The sequence below is a fragment of the Hymenobacter wooponensis genome (genome assembly GCF_004745865.1).
GTDB classification, from domain to species: Bacteria; Bacteroidota; Bacteroidia; order Cytophagales; family Hymenobacteraceae; genus Hymenobacter; species Hymenobacter wooponensis.
The window spans coordinates 208794-223543 of sequence record NZ_SRKZ01000004.1 but is presented as its reverse complement, the minus strand read 5'-3'; the positions used below and the strand labels follow the sequence as shown (position 1 = coordinate 223543).

Here is a 14750-nt window from a genome sequence, read left to right as displayed (position 1 = left end):
ATAGCCTATGCGTTCCAAATGGTACGCTTGGGCAGTATAGCACGCTTTGGGTGTAAACTTTAGTCTGCTGAACTACGCTATACGCCTCAGTAACGTGCTGAACTGAGTGTGTAGTATAGCCAGAATCAACAGGTGCTTCTGCTGACAATCTGTCGGTCAAAAGCAACTCCCTTCCGGGCTTTTTCTAACTTGGCACCCCATTCCACCAGTTCAGTTCGTCAGGTTCTGCTGCTCAATTTCTGCCAACTACTTCGTTCACTTTCCGCTGCTCCCATCCAGCAGCTTCAATCTGTTCATCCGCATGAGTAACCTCACCATCCGCAGCCTCGCCGAGCTTCAGCAGTACGAAGGGCAAGAACTGGGCGTTTCGGAGTTTTACACCATCACGCAGCAGCAAATCAACCAGTTCGCCGACGCCACCCTTGATCATCAATGGATTCACGTGGACGCCGAGCGGGCCAAAACGGAGTCGCCCTTCCAGGCCACTATCGCCCATGGCTACCTCACGGTGTCGCTGCTGCCCTACCTCTGGTCGCAGATTGTCTCCATCGAGAACCTGAAAATGCAGGTGAACTATGAGATAGAGAGCCTGCGGTTCAACCAAGCCGTTACGGTAGAAAGCGCAGTGCGGCTGCGGGCTAAGCTGCTTTCGGTAAAGGATCTGCGCGGCATTGCCAAGGCCCGCATTGAGGTGACGCTGGAAATACAGGACAGCAAAAAGCCGGCGTATACCGGCGTTATTACTTTCCTCTACCATTTCAATAGCTAGGCCTGTTCCCGTAGCTTATTAACAAGAGAAAGCCCGCCTGGTAGCTGCCAGGCGGGCTTTCTCTTGTTACGCTAGGCCAGTGCTACACTTTGGCCAGGGTTTGGGCAGGCGCAATTTCAGCTTGGGGCCGCTCTCCAATTTGCTGCCGCCACATGGCGTAGTAGAGGCCCTTTTTGGTAAGCAGCTCCTCGTGGCGGCCCTGTTCGGCAATATGGCCGCGCTCCAGCACGAAGATGCGGTCGGCGTGCAGAATGGTGCTGAGCCGGTGGGCAATAAGGATGGTCATGTGCTGGCGAGAGCCCGAAAGCTCTCGCACTGTTTTGCCAATTTCCTCCTCCGTCAGTGAATCGAGGGCCGAGGTAGCCTCATCAAACACCATGAGAGTGGGCTTGCGTAGCAGGGCTCGGGCAATACTCAAACGCTGTTTCTCACCTCCCGAAACCTTCACTCCGCCCTCCCCAAGTACCGTATCGAGGCCTAGCGGGGCCCGAGCCAAGAGGGTATGGGCGGCCGCTTGGCGCAGGGCCAGCAAGCACTCTTCATCGGTGGCCTGGGGCGCTACAAAGCGTAGGTTTTCGCGGATAGTACCCGCGAAAAGCTGGGTATCCTGGGTTACGAAGCCGATCTGCTCACGCAGCTCATCCAGGTCAATTTCCGAGCCGGGAATACCATTATACAGAATCTGCCCGGAAAGCGGTGGATAGAGGCCTACCAGTAGCTTAACAAGCGTGGTTTTACCCGAGCCAGAAGGCCCAACGAAAGCAATGGTTTCGCCAAGCTTGGTGCTGAAGGAAATATCAGATAGCGCTGCGCCATTGGCCGTGAGGTGCTTGAACGTGACGTGCTCAAACGCCAGGTTTTCAATATGCGCCACTGACTTGGGCTCGGTGGGCTTCACATCTTTGGGCGTATCGAGAATCTGCTGGAAGTTGCCAAGCGAAATTTCGGTTTCGCGGTAGATGCCAATGATGGCGCCCAACTCCTGCAGCGGCCCAAAAATGGAGAAGGAGTAAATAAAGAACGAGAAGAATTCGCCCAGGCTGATGTGGTTCTGCACCCGGAGGTACAGCAGCAGCAGAATAATGGTGTTGCGCAGCAAGTTCACAAACGTGCCCTGCACAAAGGATAAGGAGCGGAGGTAGCGCACCTTGCGCAGCTCCAGCTTCAAAATCTTATCCGTAATGCCATTGAGGCGCTGCGTTTCCTGTTGGGCCAGGCCTAAGCTCTTGATGAGCTCAATGTTGCGTAGGCTCTCCGTGGTAGAACCCGCTAGAGCAGTGGTTTCGGCCACAATAGTCTTTTGAATAACCTTGATGCGCTTGCTTAGAAAGAAGCTCAAAATGCCCAGCAGCGGGATGGTGAGGAAGTAACCTACCGCAATTGGCCAGTACACTGTTATGGCATACCACATCACAAACGTGATGCCCACCACGGCCGTAAATACCACGTTCACGAAGCTCTGGATGAGCTTTTCTACATCAATGCGTACCTTCTGGAGCCGGCCCAGAGTCTCGCCCGAGCGTTGATCTTCGAACACCTGGTAAGGCAGGTCGAGGGAGTGACGTAGGCCGTCGGAGTACATGCGGGCGCCTAGCCGCTGGGTGATGACGTTGACGTAGTAGTCCTGGAAGTTCTTGGCAATACGCGACACCATAGCCACGCCCAGCATCATGCCAATGTAGGGGGCCGCCTCCCGAAAAAAGGGCCAAAACGGAACCAGACGCAAAGCGCTAGTACCGCCATCCTTGGGAACAAAGTGGTCAACTAGCCGCCGGAATAGGTAGGGGTCGAGGAGGGAGAAAACTTGGTTAATAGCAGCCAGCAGCAGAGCCAGGACCAACAGGCCCCAGTAGTTGCGCAGGTAGCCGTAGAGTAGTTTCATAAAAGAGAGGGGAGAGATTCAGATGATAAGCGCAGCAGTGGCAGAAAAGTTTGAAGGAGGAACATAACATCTCAAGCTGTCGCACTTTCCAACAGATAAACGCCAATCCGTGAGCCTAAGCTACCGCGTTTAAAGGAGTACAACGCAGAGCTGTTCGTAGTCCGGCGTTACTGTCACTTAGTGCGGCTTACTTTTTTACTAGGCCGTGGCCTCGCCAGCAGTGCTGGCTACTAGGCGCGTGCTACCTGGCACCATGACCGGCACGGCGGGCCCTGGGGTATCGTGTAGAGCCAGCAAGTGCGAAACTATGGGAGGCTCCGGCCCCTGATGAAACTGACGCGCCTGCTTTTTCAGGATGTCCTCGTCCTGACTTACTCCTCGCTCGTGCTGCTGGGCGTGTTCCTCCCACGATTCCACCATAAAGTACTCTACCAGTCGGGTTGGGTCGGCCATGTCGGCGTAGGTGCCTACCCGGATAGCGCCTTCCCGACGGCGTATGCGCGCAAGCTGCTCCATAATGCCCAGGAAAGCCCGCTGGTCGGTGGGTGCTACCCGGTAGATGGTTGTGATAATAACTGGCCCTTCATTGGGTACAGGCTCCACGGCCAGCACTGGTTCTAGGCGCGGACGGGCTGGGGTGAAATCAAGGTCTTCGCCTGAACGCAGAGAATACCGAAAGATCAGTAAGGTGCTGAGCAAGAGCCAGCCGGCAGCTCCAGCCAGAGCAGGGGCCAGGCCCAGGCGCTCGGCCACGGCGCCCCACACTACGCTGCCAAGGGCCATTCCGCCCTGAATAGTGAGCAGGTACAAGCTGATGGTGCGGGCCTGCACCCAGCGCGGCACTACTGTTTGCACGCCCACGCTGAAGGAGTTCAGTACCAGCATCCAGGCCAGGCCTACCAGCGTGAGCAGCCCGTAGAGCACCCAGTGGTTATCAACGAAGGCTAAGCCTGCTAGGCCACTGGCAAAGGCTATGGTGGCCAGCGTAACCCGCGCATTAATGGTTAGGCGCTGATTGAGCCGGGGCAGAATAACGGCCCCAATTACGGCACCCAGGCCCATGCAGGAAAGGAGCATGGAGTAGAAGGAAGTGGGCTCCTGCAAGCGGCGCGCTACTACCGCTGGCATCAGGGCAAACAACGCACTGGCTCCAAAGGTGAAGCTCACGCCCCGTACCAAGATATTCTGCACCGGCGGCGCAAAGCGGGCATACCGAATGCCCCCACGGATAGCCGCCAAAATTCGCTCCCCGGCTAGTGCTGAGGTAGCCTGCGGGGCCCGCTTCCAGCTCCACACCATGTAGATGGTCGCCACAAACGAAATTCCATTGAGCAAGAAGGCTGCTCCCGAGGAAAAGTAACCGATTACTAGGCCACCCAACGCTGGTCCAAAAGCACGGGCCAAATTAAAGCTGACGCTGTTGAGGGCAATAGCCTGGGGCAGCTCGGCGCGGGGCACCAACTCCGGCGTTACGGTTTGCCACACAGGGTTGTTGAGCGCCCCGCCCAGGCCTAGCATGAACGTAAGCGTCAATAGCAGCCAGGGCGTAGTGTAGCCCAGCAGCGTTACTGAAGCCAGCACCAAGGCTGTGGCGGCCATCCAGGTTTGGGTGAGCAGCAGCATTTTGCGCCGGTCCACCAAATCGGCAAGAGCGCCGGCGGGGAGGCTCAGCAGAAACACCGGCAGCGCCGAAGCCGTCTGCAGCAGGGCCACCAGTACCGGCGAAGGCGTCAGCTCTGTCATCAGTCCAACAGCCCCCACATTCTGCATCCAGGTGCCAATGTTGGAAACGAAGGAGGCAATCCACAGCATCCGAAAAAACGGAATGCGCAGCGGTGTGAAAGGGGAGGTATTGGAGGGCGTTGTAGGAGCAGAGACGGGAGCCGACATAAGAAGCAGGGAACCAAAGTGGCCTAGGCCACTTTGTACGATGTTTTACAGCCCGTACTTACGCAAGCGCCCATAAACGGATAAGTGTATAAGCACAACCCGTGCAACAGAATGGTCTAGCCATAAAAAAAACAGCAGCCCCAGTACTAGTATGGGAGCTGCTGTTCTGCCTTATCAGCAAAAAGCCGAAGTACTACAATCGAAGGCCGATGCCTGGCCCCAGCAGAATAAAGGGCACGCCTTTGCCTAGCAAAAAGCCCCCGCCCAGGTACAGCGGAAACGTAAGCTTGGCGTCACTCCGAGTAGGATAGATAGAACCTAGGATAACAATGCCCAGATCCCGATTAGCCTCTTCATTACTGCTTCTAGTGAGGTTGAACGCGTTGAGGGCCACAAAGCCAGCACCTATTTTGTAAGGTCGTAACTTGTTGATCTTATTTGGGTTATAGAAGCTAAATTGGCCTAGCATAGCCAGTGAGATACCTCCGAAAGAAGTGTAGCTAGATTCGTTTTTATATTTAGTAAGCAGGCCACCAGGAAAACTGACGTCGATATCAAATTTCACGCGGCGCTGCAGTACCAATTCTAGTCGTTGGGTGAAACCTGGCTCTTGGTACTGATTCTGAGTATGCTTAATAGTAATAATTATCTTGCTCCAGTCGTCGAGGTCGTAGGTTTTGCGGGCGCTGAGCAGGTTGTTGAGGCTGAGGTTGCCCACCTGGCACTGCTTGTCCTGGTAGAAGGCGGCGCGCACGGAACTGCCATCGGGGCAGACAACTATGTTGTCCACGGTGCGCATCTCAATCAGGTCGCCCTTGGCATTTTGGGTGCGAACCTCAAACGTCAGGTACTGCTTGCCGTAGAGCTGCTGATCGGCATCAATAGCGCCCGAGTTAAAGCTGAATACTACGTCCCGAATGGTCTGGTCATAGAGGATGGGGCCGTTCAGGCGCGTGACTGGCCTAGGCGCTTCCCCAAACGTCACGCCCACGAAGTCGAGTGGATGGGGCCGTTGAAACTCCCGTACCGGCAGCCCAAACCCAGTAGGTTGGCCCGCGTTAAAAATGGTTATGCGCTTCTTATCAATAGTGATGGGCACCTGCACGCGGTAGACCACTGAGGCATCGGAGCGGATGCTGGAGTCGGAGGGGATAACCTGCACATCCTCAAAGTGAAACCGCGCCCGCGACAAGGATTCCCCATCGAGGCGCACATCAACCGTTTCGCCGGGGTTTACGGTGGTATTGGAGTTCCAGTCGCCACCGCGGTGGCGCACGCTCACGGAAGTGATGTTGGTCTTGGGCGAGATGTTGAAGTTGGTGATGTACTTCGCCTGGTCGTTTTCCTTGATGTAGAGGTAGCTATCTGTCTGGCGGTGCAGGTTATACACGCGCAGCCAGCACAGCACCCGGTCGTTGGTGAGGTACTGACGGGTAAACAGCTCGGCAATTAGGGCACCACCGGCTTCCTCCTGTCCCTCAATGCGGTAGGTCTTCTTCAGGTCGAAGGTGCGGCCGTTATCCAGAATCAATTCAACCCCTTTCATGCGCGAGGCATCATCCAGGGTTAGCTCCTTCTTATCAACACTCAGAAAGCGTAGGCGGGAGGCCTTCACCGTAAACTCTTGCCGGATGGGGGGCAGCGCGTAGCTTACCCGGCGGTTGTTATCAGTCAGGAAAGGGCGTTCCGTTTGGGGGCGCAGGGTAAGTAGGCGCGTGCCCAGGGCATTGGGAAGCACGTGCAAGCGCAAGTTGCCATTCTCTTGGTCTAACCGGTAGTCAATATCTTGGCCTTTCGTCCATTCTGGGGAAAGACGGATGTTTTTGGGGTAGTTGCTGGCGAGGATAAACACTTTCTCTTCCCCGATGAACAGTTCCGTATCGGCGGGCCGAAAATCCAGAGTAGTGCGTGTGACGGGCAGCAGGTTGATGGTTTGCGTCAAGGGCGCCTGACCTGCAGAATCGGCAGGCTGGCGGAAGGTAAAACGTAGAAAGCGGGTAGCTCCCAAATCCTTAAAACGCAGCTTAGCCCGGTAGTACTGCCCGCCCTCCGCTGGCATCAGCGAGTCCAGGAGGGTGAAATCGGCGGACCGTACTAATCGCAAAGTGGCTCCCCGCCGCAGGTCCTGCGGATAAACCTGTAGCTCGGCAGTTTCATCATCCTGGCGGTAGTAGAAGTAGAGGTTGGGCTCATTCTGCACCAGCACCGAGTTGCGGCTTAGGGAGTAGCGGGTGGTATCGGTACGCAGGCTAAGGTCGCGAATGAGCACAGGGCTCTGGGCAGAAGCGCTAAAAGCGCAAAGAAGCAGCAGACTTGCGGCCAGGGCACACAAGCTGCGGAACCGGGTAAAATGCAGCACAGCAAACAAAGGAAACACAGCCTCCGAACCCCCCGAAGGCGCGGCAAAGGTACAGACCCCACACAGCCTTCCGAATAATTGCCTATGGTTTTTCCTGCTGAATTTGGATTTATCTGGCCATACACGGAAAATAATCAGGCGTAGTGCGGTAGGCGCTAACCATTAGCTGCTGCCACCTACGTAGGACCAAAATGGAATACAAAAAGCTATGACTAGCGAGTTTGCTTGCCCTGATTATTTGAAATTCTTACAAGTCACTTTGATTGTCGTTACCCGGCCCGGTGCCCAAGCGTAGACCTTTGTGATGTCATTTACAAAGGGGCCGCCTACACCAAGAGTATTAGTTCGGGGGTAGTTGCTGCCGCTCTATCTAGGCCTCCATATACTCAACCAAAACTTGTCCTATGAGTAACGCCGCAAATAGACCTCAAGCCCCAGCCGCCGCCAAACGCGGCCCAGCCGAATACTTTACCGGCACTGCCTGGGTAACCATGCTAGCCGGCGATAATCCCACCGACTGCACCGTGGCCGACGTCACGTTTGAGCCAGGCTGCCGCAACAATTGGCACTCGCACCCCGCCGGGCAACTGCTGGTGGTAACTGCAGGACAGGGCTATTACCAGGAAAAAGGCCAGCCGGCGCAGCTGCTTCGGGCCGGCGATACGGTGAGCATTGCGCCCGGCGTGGTGCACTGGCACGGCGCTACCACCGACAGTATTTTCACGCACCTAGCCATCAATCCCAACGTCAAGCAAGGGGTGTCTGACTGGCTGGAACCCGTCACGGACGAGCAGTACCGGGCTGCGCACGAATAGCATACCTGGCATTTGCTGCTACTTGTCATCAGGTTATACGAAATCAACACACGCTATGCAGACGAGTCTTTTGAACAATGGGGTTGAAATGCCGCTTTTAGGCTTTGGCGTATATCAGGTGCCGGATGCAGATGAATGTGAACGGAGCGTGGCCGAAGCCCTGCGCGTCGGGTACCGGCTGATTGATACGGCCGCTGCTTATGGCAACGAGGAGGCAGTAGGAAAGGCCATCCAAAAGAGTACTGTACCACGCGATGAACTGTTTATCACCACCAAACTCTGGGTGCAGGACGCGAGCTACGAAGCTGCAAAAGTAGCTTTTGAGAAGTCCCGGCAGAAGCTCGGGCTCGACTACCTGGATTTGTACCTCATTCACCAGCCATACGGCGATGTATACGGCGCGTGGCGGGCCATGGAAGAGCTGTACCAGGCGGGCCAGATTCGTGCTATCGGCGTCAGCAATTTCCCGCCCGACCGCGTGATGGACTTGTTGCTACATAACACCGTAGCCCCAGCCGTCAACCAGATCGAAACACACCCGTTCTATCAGCAAGTAGAAGTGCAACAATTCTTGCAGGAAAACGGCGTGCAGCTAGAGTCTTGGGGGCCGTTTGCGGAGGGTCGCAATAATCTCTTTACCAACGAGCTGCTGCAAGGCTTGGCGGATAAATACCAACGCAGTGTGGCGCAGGTAGTACTGCGTTGGCTTATCCAGCGCGGGGTAGTAGCTATTCCCAAGTCAGTGCGGCCCGAGCGTATCGCGGAGAACTTTCAGGTATTCGACTTCGAGTTGAGCGCCGAAGACTTGGCGGCTATTGCAACGCTCGACACCAAGGCCAGTGTCTTTTTCGACCACCGCGACCCCGCCATCGTGAAATGGATGAGTGGGGTAAGGTTTAAACTCTAACCTCGGTCCTCAAAAGTGCTGCTTTGGATAGCAACGCCTTTACCATACTTCTCACCTCTTAACCCGTGATACTATGCAACAGCGTACACTTGGCACTAGTGGCCTACAAGTATCGGCCCTCGGCCTTGGCTGCATGGGCATGAGCTTTGGCTACGGTCAGGCCGCCGACCAGCAGGATATGATTCAACTGATTCGGGCCGCCGTTGAGCAAGGCGTTACCTTTTTCGACACGGCTGAAGTGTACGGGCCCTGGGTCAACGAAGAGTTGGTTGGTGAAGCCCTTCAGCCCATGCGGGAGCAGGTAATCATTGCCACTAAGTTTGGCTTCGACATTGATCAGGCAACGGGTCAGAATCGGGGAGGGTTGAATAGCCAGCCCGCGCACATCCGGCAGGTGGTGGAGGGCTCACTGCGGCGGCTGCGCACTGACTGCATCGACCTGCTTTATCAGCACCGCGTTGACCCTAACGTGCCCATGGAGGACGTGGCCGGCGCGGTGAAAGATCTTATTGCGGAGGGCAAAGTGAAGTACTTTGGCTTGAGCGAGGCCGGCGCCGATGCATCCGGCAGGCGCATGCCGTGCAGCCAGTATCGGCACTGCAAAGCGAGTACTCGCTGTGGTGGCGCGAGCCGGAAGAAGTTATCCTTCCCACGCTAGAAGAGCTAGGCATTGGCTTTGTACCGTTCAGCCCGCTGGGGAAAGGCTTCCTGACGGGTAAAATTGACGAGAACACTCAGTTCGACTCAGCTGATTTCCGCAATACGGTGCCGCGCTTCTCGCCCGAGGCCCGCAAGGCCAACCAGGCCTTGGTAGACCTGCTCGGGCGCCTGGCCCAGGAAAAGCAGGCCACACCCGCTCAAATTGCCTTGGCCTGGCTGCTGGCCCAAAAGCCCTGGATTGCCCCCATTCCGGGTACCACCAAACGCCATCGCTTAGAGGAGAACCTCGGCGCCGCAGCCCTGCAACTGTCGGCCGACGACCTGCGGGGAATTGAACAAGCAGCGGCGCACATTCCCGTGCAGGGCGCACGCTATGCTGAAGCGCAGCAAAAGATGATAAACCGCTAACGGGCAACCCCGGTACTTGCCACGAAACGTAAGCCGCAATGACCTGGCCTAGGCCGTTCATTGCGGCCAGAGGGGCCAATCTCATCTTCTCCAACAGAAGCTGGCCTGCGTGTTCTAGGCCACTAGTGAAGCTAGAAAAGCATTGATGCCTGGGCCGTGGATATGGCCGTCAGGCCGGCTGCTTCGTGCCATCCATCAAGTTAAAACCCTATGGAAACTACCTCCCAAACCATTTTTGAGCGGGAGTTGGCCGGCGAGGTTATATCCCTCGACGACCCCGACTACCCGCAGATTTACGCCGTCATCCGCAAAGCCATCCGTATTACCTCGGAGCTAAATGCCATGCGCGTAGATGACAACGAGCAAGTCAACCGAGTGTTCAGCGAGCTAATCAACAAGCCCGTAGACGACACCTTCTTCCTGATACCACCTTTTTACACGGACTTTGGCCATAACATCCGGGTTGGCCGCAACGTGTTTGTGAATCACGCCTGCACCTTCATGGACCGCGGCGGTATTACGCTGGAAGATAACGTGCTGATTGGGCCGAAGGTGAACCTTATTACCTCCAACCACCCCACCGACCCCGGGCAGCGCCGCAGCACCATCTCTAGGCCTATTGTTGTGAAACAGGGCGCATGGCTAGGCGCCAACGTCACGGTGATGCCTGGTATTACTATCGGCGAAAACGCCATTGTGGGGGCCGGGGCCGTGGTAACCAAAGACGTAGCGGCCAATACCATTGTGGCAGGTGTGCCCGCGCGGGTGGTGAAACACCTATAGTTGGGGCCGCTCAAACCCATTCTACTCTCTTAAAACACACGACTATGAAACGTATTGCTTTAACTGCTGCCCTGGCCCTGAGTATTGGCCTGACCAGCTTCGCCCAAACCACTTCAATAGCACCCGCCACCGGCCCGTTGAGCGGCCCCTTCCCGAAAGGCAAGCGTGCCCCAAACACCACTTTTACGGGGGAGGTGTACGTGGCTACGCTGGTGAAAAACGATGACACATTCAATTGCGCAAGCAGCAACGTGACCTTCACGCCGGGGGCCCGCTCGCACTGGCACAAGCACGCGGCCGGCCAAATGCTGCTGGTGACGGATGGCCTAGGGTATTACCAGGAAAAAGGCCAACCTATTCGGCAGCTGCACAAAGGCGAAGTGGTGCAGGCTCAGCCGGGCGTAGAACACTGGCACGGTGCCTCACCCAAGCAGGCCATGACGCATATCTCGCTCAATGTTAACACTGAGAAGGGCATTGTGGACTGGGGCCGGGCCGTAACCGACCAGGAGTATAACAGCTACAAGTAGACCTAGGCTGCCTTTCCATCATCTACGGTAGGCCCGCCGCGCCTGCGCCACCTGGGTAAGAGGCCTAGCTTACCGCACGTGCAGGACCTAACCAGTGCTCCTCTCCCGAGGCGTTCCGCAACTGGAGCCGGCTACTGCTTAGTCAAGTCGGCTATCGTAACTATTTGTCTGTATGGCTACAACAAAACTTGAGCTTCCAGCGTCTGTTGTTAGCTTACAACAGCAACGCCTGTTGGCCAAAGCCCTAAGCAACCCCATGACCAATGCCCGCCCATTTTTCCGGCCTACGCCAGACTTCTCCAACGGAGACGTTGAGGTGATGACTATGCTGGAAGCGCGGTGCGGAATGGGCAACTTCGACCGTCGCGACTTGTTTAAGGTGGTGCTGGTGGTGGAGGGAGCCAACGAGCTGCATTATACCACCCGTAGTTACGCCGTCAATCAGCCCGCGCTAGTATTCACCAATCGTCTCATACCCTACGCGTGGGAAGTGGTGGCAGGTGCCAGCGAACAGCACGGCTACCTCTGCTGTTTCTCCGAGTCGTTTCTGCACTCGGCTATGCGTGGCGTCAGCCTGAAAGACACAGTGCTGTACAAAGTTGAAGGCAACCCGGTCTACTTCCTCGACCCAGAGCAGGTACGCTACTTTACTGATGCCTTTACCCGCATGCGCCGGGACCTAGAGTCAGATTACGCCCACAAAGAGGACCTACTGCGCAATCAGCTCTCCATCATCATTCACGAGGCGGCCCGCTTGCAACCTGCCACAGCCCAGCACGCACCCACCAACGCGGCTGAGCGTATCACGTCGCTGTTTCTGAACCTGCTGGAGGTGCAGTTCCCGGTTACTGCGCAGTTGCGTGAGCCAGTGCTGAAATCGGCCAGCGACTACGCCGATCGGATGGCCATTCACGTCAATCACCTGAATGCCATGGTGAAGGAGGTAACAGGAAAGTCTACTACCGCTCATATCAACGAGCGACTGGTGATGGAAGCCAAGCTGCTGCTAGCCCACACCGACTGGAGCGTGGGCGAAATTGCCTATAGCCTAGGCTTCGAGTATCCTACCTATTTCAACAACTTCTTCAAGAAGCATACTGGCATTACACCCCTCACTTTTCGCCGCACGGCCACCATAGCCGTATAGAGCGGTTATGAAAAGACCACGCGTAATCTGCCATATGATGTCCACGGTAGACGGGAAGATTCTGTCTGCTAACTGGAAAGACGAAGACATCACCCAAACGTTTTCTGGGTATTTCGAGAAGTACCACGAAACCTTCACCAGCCAGGCCTGGATGTGCGGGCGCATCACCATGGAGCGTGACTTCTCGGGCGGCGTAGAGCCGCAGCCGCAAACACCCCCGCAGCCCATTGCCCGCCAGGCCTTCATCGGTAATAAAGACGCTACCTCCTTCGCTATTGCCGTGGATGCTCACGGCAAGCTGGGCTGGGACAGCAACGAAACCGGCGGCGACCATATTATTGAGGTGCTAACGGAGCAGGTCAGTGATGAATACCTCTACTACCTGCAGCAGAAGAGAATATCTTACCTGTTTGCTGGGGAGAAAGAGGTTGATTTTGCATCGGTGTTGGAGCAACTGGCCACTCTGTTTCCTATCCAAACGCTCATGCTGGAAGGTGGAGGTCACTTGAATGGCTCTTTATTGAACGCCGGGCTTATTGATGAGTTGAGCCTTCTTTTGCTGCCCCTGGCCGATGGCACGCCCAAATCACCGACCACTTTCGAAGTAAGCGAGTACTTAGCGAAAGGGCCTGCTACGCGCCTACAGCTCACGCAGGTGCAGCAACTTGATAATGATGTAGTGTGGTTGAAATACCTCTTCAATCACTAACAAACTAGCCGCAGGTACTTCCGCACTACTGGCAACCCTGGTTGGAGCGCCACCCAAGCCGATGGAAATTCCGGCTTTCGCGCTTTGCCTTGGCCGCAAAAGTGTATCGGATTCCACCACCGGCGGTATTGCCGAAACGCAGGAAATGCTGGGTTTCTGCGCCGAGTACAACATCGTCTTCGACGTTGAGCTGATCCGCATCACCGACATTAATCACGCCTACAAGCGGATGGTGCAAGGCGATGTACGCTACCGTTTCGTGATTGATACGGCCACTATTTAGGCAGCTACTACCGCCTTATGAAACGTCCTCGTCTACTTCTGCTATGGTTGCTGGTGCTTTTTTTCGGGGCTTGCGCTTGCAAGAGTGAAGGTGCTGAACTTGGCTATTCAACTTCTCCCATGAGCACTCGACTTCGTATTCGGATTGGTTCAGAAACGTTCACCGCCACGTTGCTCGACAATCCTACCGTTACCGCTTTCAGAGCCCGGCTACCCCTCACTGTTACAATGGTGGAACTGAACGGCAACGAGAAGTACTACGAGTTGCCTCAAAGCCTGCCCACCAACGCTGCTAATCCCGGCACAATTCAAGCGGGCGACCTGCTGCTTTACGGCTCCAATACACTGGTGCTGTTCTACGAAACGTTTACCACGTCGTATCGCTACACACGCTTGGGCCGGATTGATAACCCCACAGGCCTAGCCGCCGCCTTGGGGCGTGGCAATGTAGCCGTAACGTTTGAACTGCAGTAGCGCAGCCGACCCAGATAGCCATTTTCCTAAACGCCATAGTACTCTACTTAACTCCTGTCGGGCAGCGACGATGAAGTTGCTGGCTGGCAGGAGTTTTTAAGTAGTGAGTGTGCCAGACAAGTTGAGGCTACTGAGGTTAAAACAAAAAAGCCACTCATTGCTGAGTGGCTTTTGTAGTCCGTAGGGGAATCGAACCCCTGTTGGTAGAATGAAAATCTACTGTCCTAACCCCTAGACGAACGGACCAGTTAACACGGAGCGTTTTCCGTTTTGGTGGTGCAAAGATACAGCTCACTTGATTCAGCGCAATACCCGGCTGTTAATTTTTTTGCTCTAATACGGTAAGTGCTGCAGAATCAGGCTGATTTATTTGCTTTGGTTCGGCGTTTATCCCACCAAATGTAGGCTCCGAACAGCAAAAGGCTTATCCCAGTTACCCATAAGAGCCCCGTTTTAAGGCGCTGGCTGTTCTCCCCTAAGTAGGCTAATAAGGCAATCAGCGGGATAACACCAGCCACCGTAGCCGCCATAAACTTCAGGTAGCCCATGCGAGCCAGCCCAGCCACAAAGCTAATAGCATCATCAGATAGGGCAGGGGAGAGACGAGCAATAACGACGGCCCACACTCCGTAACGCTCTACAATATCGGCCATTTTTTGCTCGGCTTTCTGACCTAGCACCTTGGTCACAAAGCTTTCACCCAGCATGTGGCCTAGGCCATACCCCACCGACGAGGCCACTATAATGCCTGCTAGCGCCAGCAGGGAGCCCCACCAGGGTCCGTAGGCTAGTATGGCGACGAGGATGAGCAGCACTACGTTCACCACAAACAAAAACATCTGCACCACCATAGCCACCACCAGCACAATAGGTCCCCAGAAGCCAAATTGATGCATCCAGGCAGAAATGCGCTTTTGCTCGCCGCTGCTAAGCACGTCATAGGCCTCTCGGATAGCGGCTTGAAAGGCGGGCCAGAAAAACCAACAAGCCACAAGGATGGCTACCAGGAGTAGGGTGCCGTAAAGTGGGGCGCGGCTACTGCGCTTGTTGGCAGTGGCCGCCGGAGCAGTGGGGGAAGTCAAAACAGAAAGCGCGGCTAAAGACAATTACAGATAGGGGCTCTGAATTCGCCATA

The 14750-nt window shown here is 55.6% G+C and carries 13 protein-coding genes, 1 tRNA gene and 1 pseudogene; 10 read left to right on the top strand and 5 right to left on the bottom strand.

Annotated features, from left to right (window positions below; translation table 11 throughout):
* The first annotated feature begins 301 nt into the window (after nt 1-301).
* Nucleotides 302-769 (top strand): MaoC family dehydratase, encoded by a 468-nt coding sequence (locus EU557_RS14675; RefSeq protein ID WP_135531216.1) that lies wholly within the window; start codon nt 302-304, stop codon nt 767-769.
* 82 nt (nt 770-851) lie between these two features.
* Here EU557_RS14675 and EU557_RS14670 read toward each other — a convergent pair whose 3' ends face one another.
* From EU557_RS14670 to EU557_RS14660, 3 genes are all read right to left on the bottom strand, one after another.
* Nucleotides 852-2651, bottom strand: a complete 1800-nt coding sequence (locus EU557_RS14670) for an ABC transporter ATP-binding protein (protein WP_135531215.1) — start codon at nt 2649-2651, stop codon at nt 852-854.
* A gap of 198 nt (nt 2652-2849) precedes the next feature.
* Nucleotides 2850-4541 carry an MFS transporter gene (locus EU557_RS14665; RefSeq protein WP_135531214.1) on the bottom strand — a complete coding sequence of 564 codons (1692 nt, stop codon included), beginning with the start codon at nt 4539-4541 and terminating at the stop codon, nt 2850-2852.
* A 193-nt stretch (nt 4542-4734) separates the two neighbouring features.
* Nucleotides 4735-6810, bottom strand: coding sequence for a hypothetical protein (locus EU557_RS14660; protein ID WP_135531213.1), 2076 nt, complete (start codon nt 6808-6810; stop codon nt 4735-4737).
* Between the two features lie 494 nt (nt 6811-7304).
* Between EU557_RS14660 and EU557_RS14655 the strand changes: the two genes are divergently transcribed.
* The 9 genes and pseudogenes from EU557_RS14655 (at nt 7305) to EU557_RS14615 (ending at nt 13615) form a co-directional block, all read left to right on the top strand.
* The gene (locus EU557_RS14655; protein ID WP_135531212.1) at nt 7305-7715 is read left to right on the top strand and encodes a (R)-mandelonitrile lyase; all 411 of its coding nucleotides are present in this window, start codon (nt 7305-7307) and stop codon (nt 7713-7715) included.
* 55 nt (nt 7716-7770) lie between these two features.
* Nucleotides 7771-8622 carry an aldo/keto reductase gene (locus EU557_RS14650; protein WP_135531211.1) on the top strand — a complete coding sequence of 284 codons (852 nt, stop codon included), beginning with the start codon at nt 7771-7773 and terminating at the stop codon, nt 8620-8622.
* Between the two features lie 73 nt (nt 8623-8695).
* Nucleotides 8696-9690 (top strand): annotated as a pseudogene (locus EU557_RS14645) (aldo/keto reductase).
* Between the two features lie 210 nt (nt 9691-9900).
* Nucleotides 9901-10473, top strand: coding sequence for a sugar O-acetyltransferase (locus EU557_RS14640; protein ID WP_135531210.1), 573 nt, complete (start codon nt 9901-9903; stop codon nt 10471-10473).
* Nucleotides 10474-10517: 44 nt separating this feature from the next.
* The gene (locus EU557_RS14635) at nt 10518-11003 is read left to right on the top strand and encodes a (R)-mandelonitrile lyase (protein ID WP_135531209.1); all 486 of its coding nucleotides are present in this window, start codon (nt 10518-10520) and stop codon (nt 11001-11003) included.
* 172 nt (nt 11004-11175) lie between these two features.
* Nucleotides 11176-12150 (top strand): helix-turn-helix domain-containing protein, encoded by a 975-nt coding sequence (locus EU557_RS14630; protein WP_135531208.1) that lies wholly within the window; start codon nt 11176-11178, stop codon nt 12148-12150.
* A gap of 7 nt (nt 12151-12157) precedes the next feature.
* The gene (locus tag EU557_RS14625; RefSeq protein WP_135531207.1) at nt 12158-12859 is read left to right on the top strand and encodes a dihydrofolate reductase family protein; all 702 of its coding nucleotides are present in this window, start codon (nt 12158-12160) and stop codon (nt 12857-12859) included.
* A gap of 61 nt (nt 12860-12920) precedes the next feature.
* A complete protein-coding gene (locus EU557_RS14620) occupies nt 12921-13142 on the top strand; it encodes an MDR/zinc-dependent alcohol dehydrogenase-like family protein (RefSeq protein WP_135531206.1) in 222 nt (73 codons plus the stop codon).
* Between the two features lie 119 nt (nt 13143-13261).
* The gene (locus EU557_RS14615; RefSeq protein WP_245326282.1) at nt 13262-13615 is read left to right on the top strand and encodes a cyclophilin-like fold protein; all 354 of its coding nucleotides are present in this window, start codon (nt 13262-13264) and stop codon (nt 13613-13615) included.
* 174 nt (nt 13616-13789) lie between these two features.
* On the opposite strand, the gene EU557_RS14610 is transcribed toward EU557_RS14615, so the two are convergent.
* Nucleotides 13790-13861, bottom strand: a tRNA-Glu gene (locus tag EU557_RS14610).
* A 110-nt stretch (nt 13862-13971) separates the two neighbouring features.
* On the bottom strand, nt 13972-14697 hold the full coding sequence (locus tag EU557_RS14605) for a TVP38/TMEM64 family protein (protein WP_135531204.1): 726 nt from the start codon (nt 14695-14697) through the stop codon (nt 13972-13974).
* Nucleotides 14698-14750: the final 53 nt, after the last annotated feature.

Coding starts and splice junctions, on each gene's coding strand:
- EU557_RS14675 (WP_135531216.1), top strand. CDS start 302: ATGAGTAACCTCACCATCCGCAGCCTCGCCGAGCTTCAGCAGTACGAA.
- EU557_RS14670 (WP_135531215.1), bottom strand. CDS start 2,651: ATGAAACTACTCTACGGCTACCTGCGCAACTACTGGGGCCTGTTGGTC.
- EU557_RS14665 (WP_135531214.1), bottom strand. CDS start 4,541: ATGTCGGCTCCCGTCTCTGCTCCTACAACGCCCTCCAATACCTCCCCT.
- EU557_RS14655 (WP_135531212.1), top strand. CDS start 7,305: ATGAGTAACGCCGCAAATAGACCTCAAGCCCCAGCCGCCGCCAAACGC.
- EU557_RS14650 (WP_135531211.1), top strand. CDS start 7,771: ATGCAGACGAGTCTTTTGAACAATGGGGTTGAAATGCCGCTTTTAGGC.
- EU557_RS14640 (WP_135531210.1), top strand. CDS start 9,901: ATGGAAACTACCTCCCAAACCATTTTTGAGCGGGAGTTGGCCGGCGAG.
- EU557_RS14635 (WP_135531209.1), top strand. CDS start 10,518: ATGAAACGTATTGCTTTAACTGCTGCCCTGGCCCTGAGTATTGGCCTG.
- EU557_RS14630 (WP_135531208.1), top strand. CDS start 11,176: ATGGCTACAACAAAACTTGAGCTTCCAGCGTCTGTTGTTAGCTTACAA.
- EU557_RS14625 (WP_135531207.1), top strand. CDS start 12,158: ATGAAAAGACCACGCGTAATCTGCCATATGATGTCCACGGTAGACGGG.
- EU557_RS14620 (WP_135531206.1), top strand. CDS start 12,921: ATGGAAATTCCGGCTTTCGCGCTTTGCCTTGGCCGCAAAAGTGTATCG.
- EU557_RS14615 (WP_245326282.1), top strand. CDS start 13,262: ATGAGCACTCGACTTCGTATTCGGATTGGTTCAGAAACGTTCACCGCC.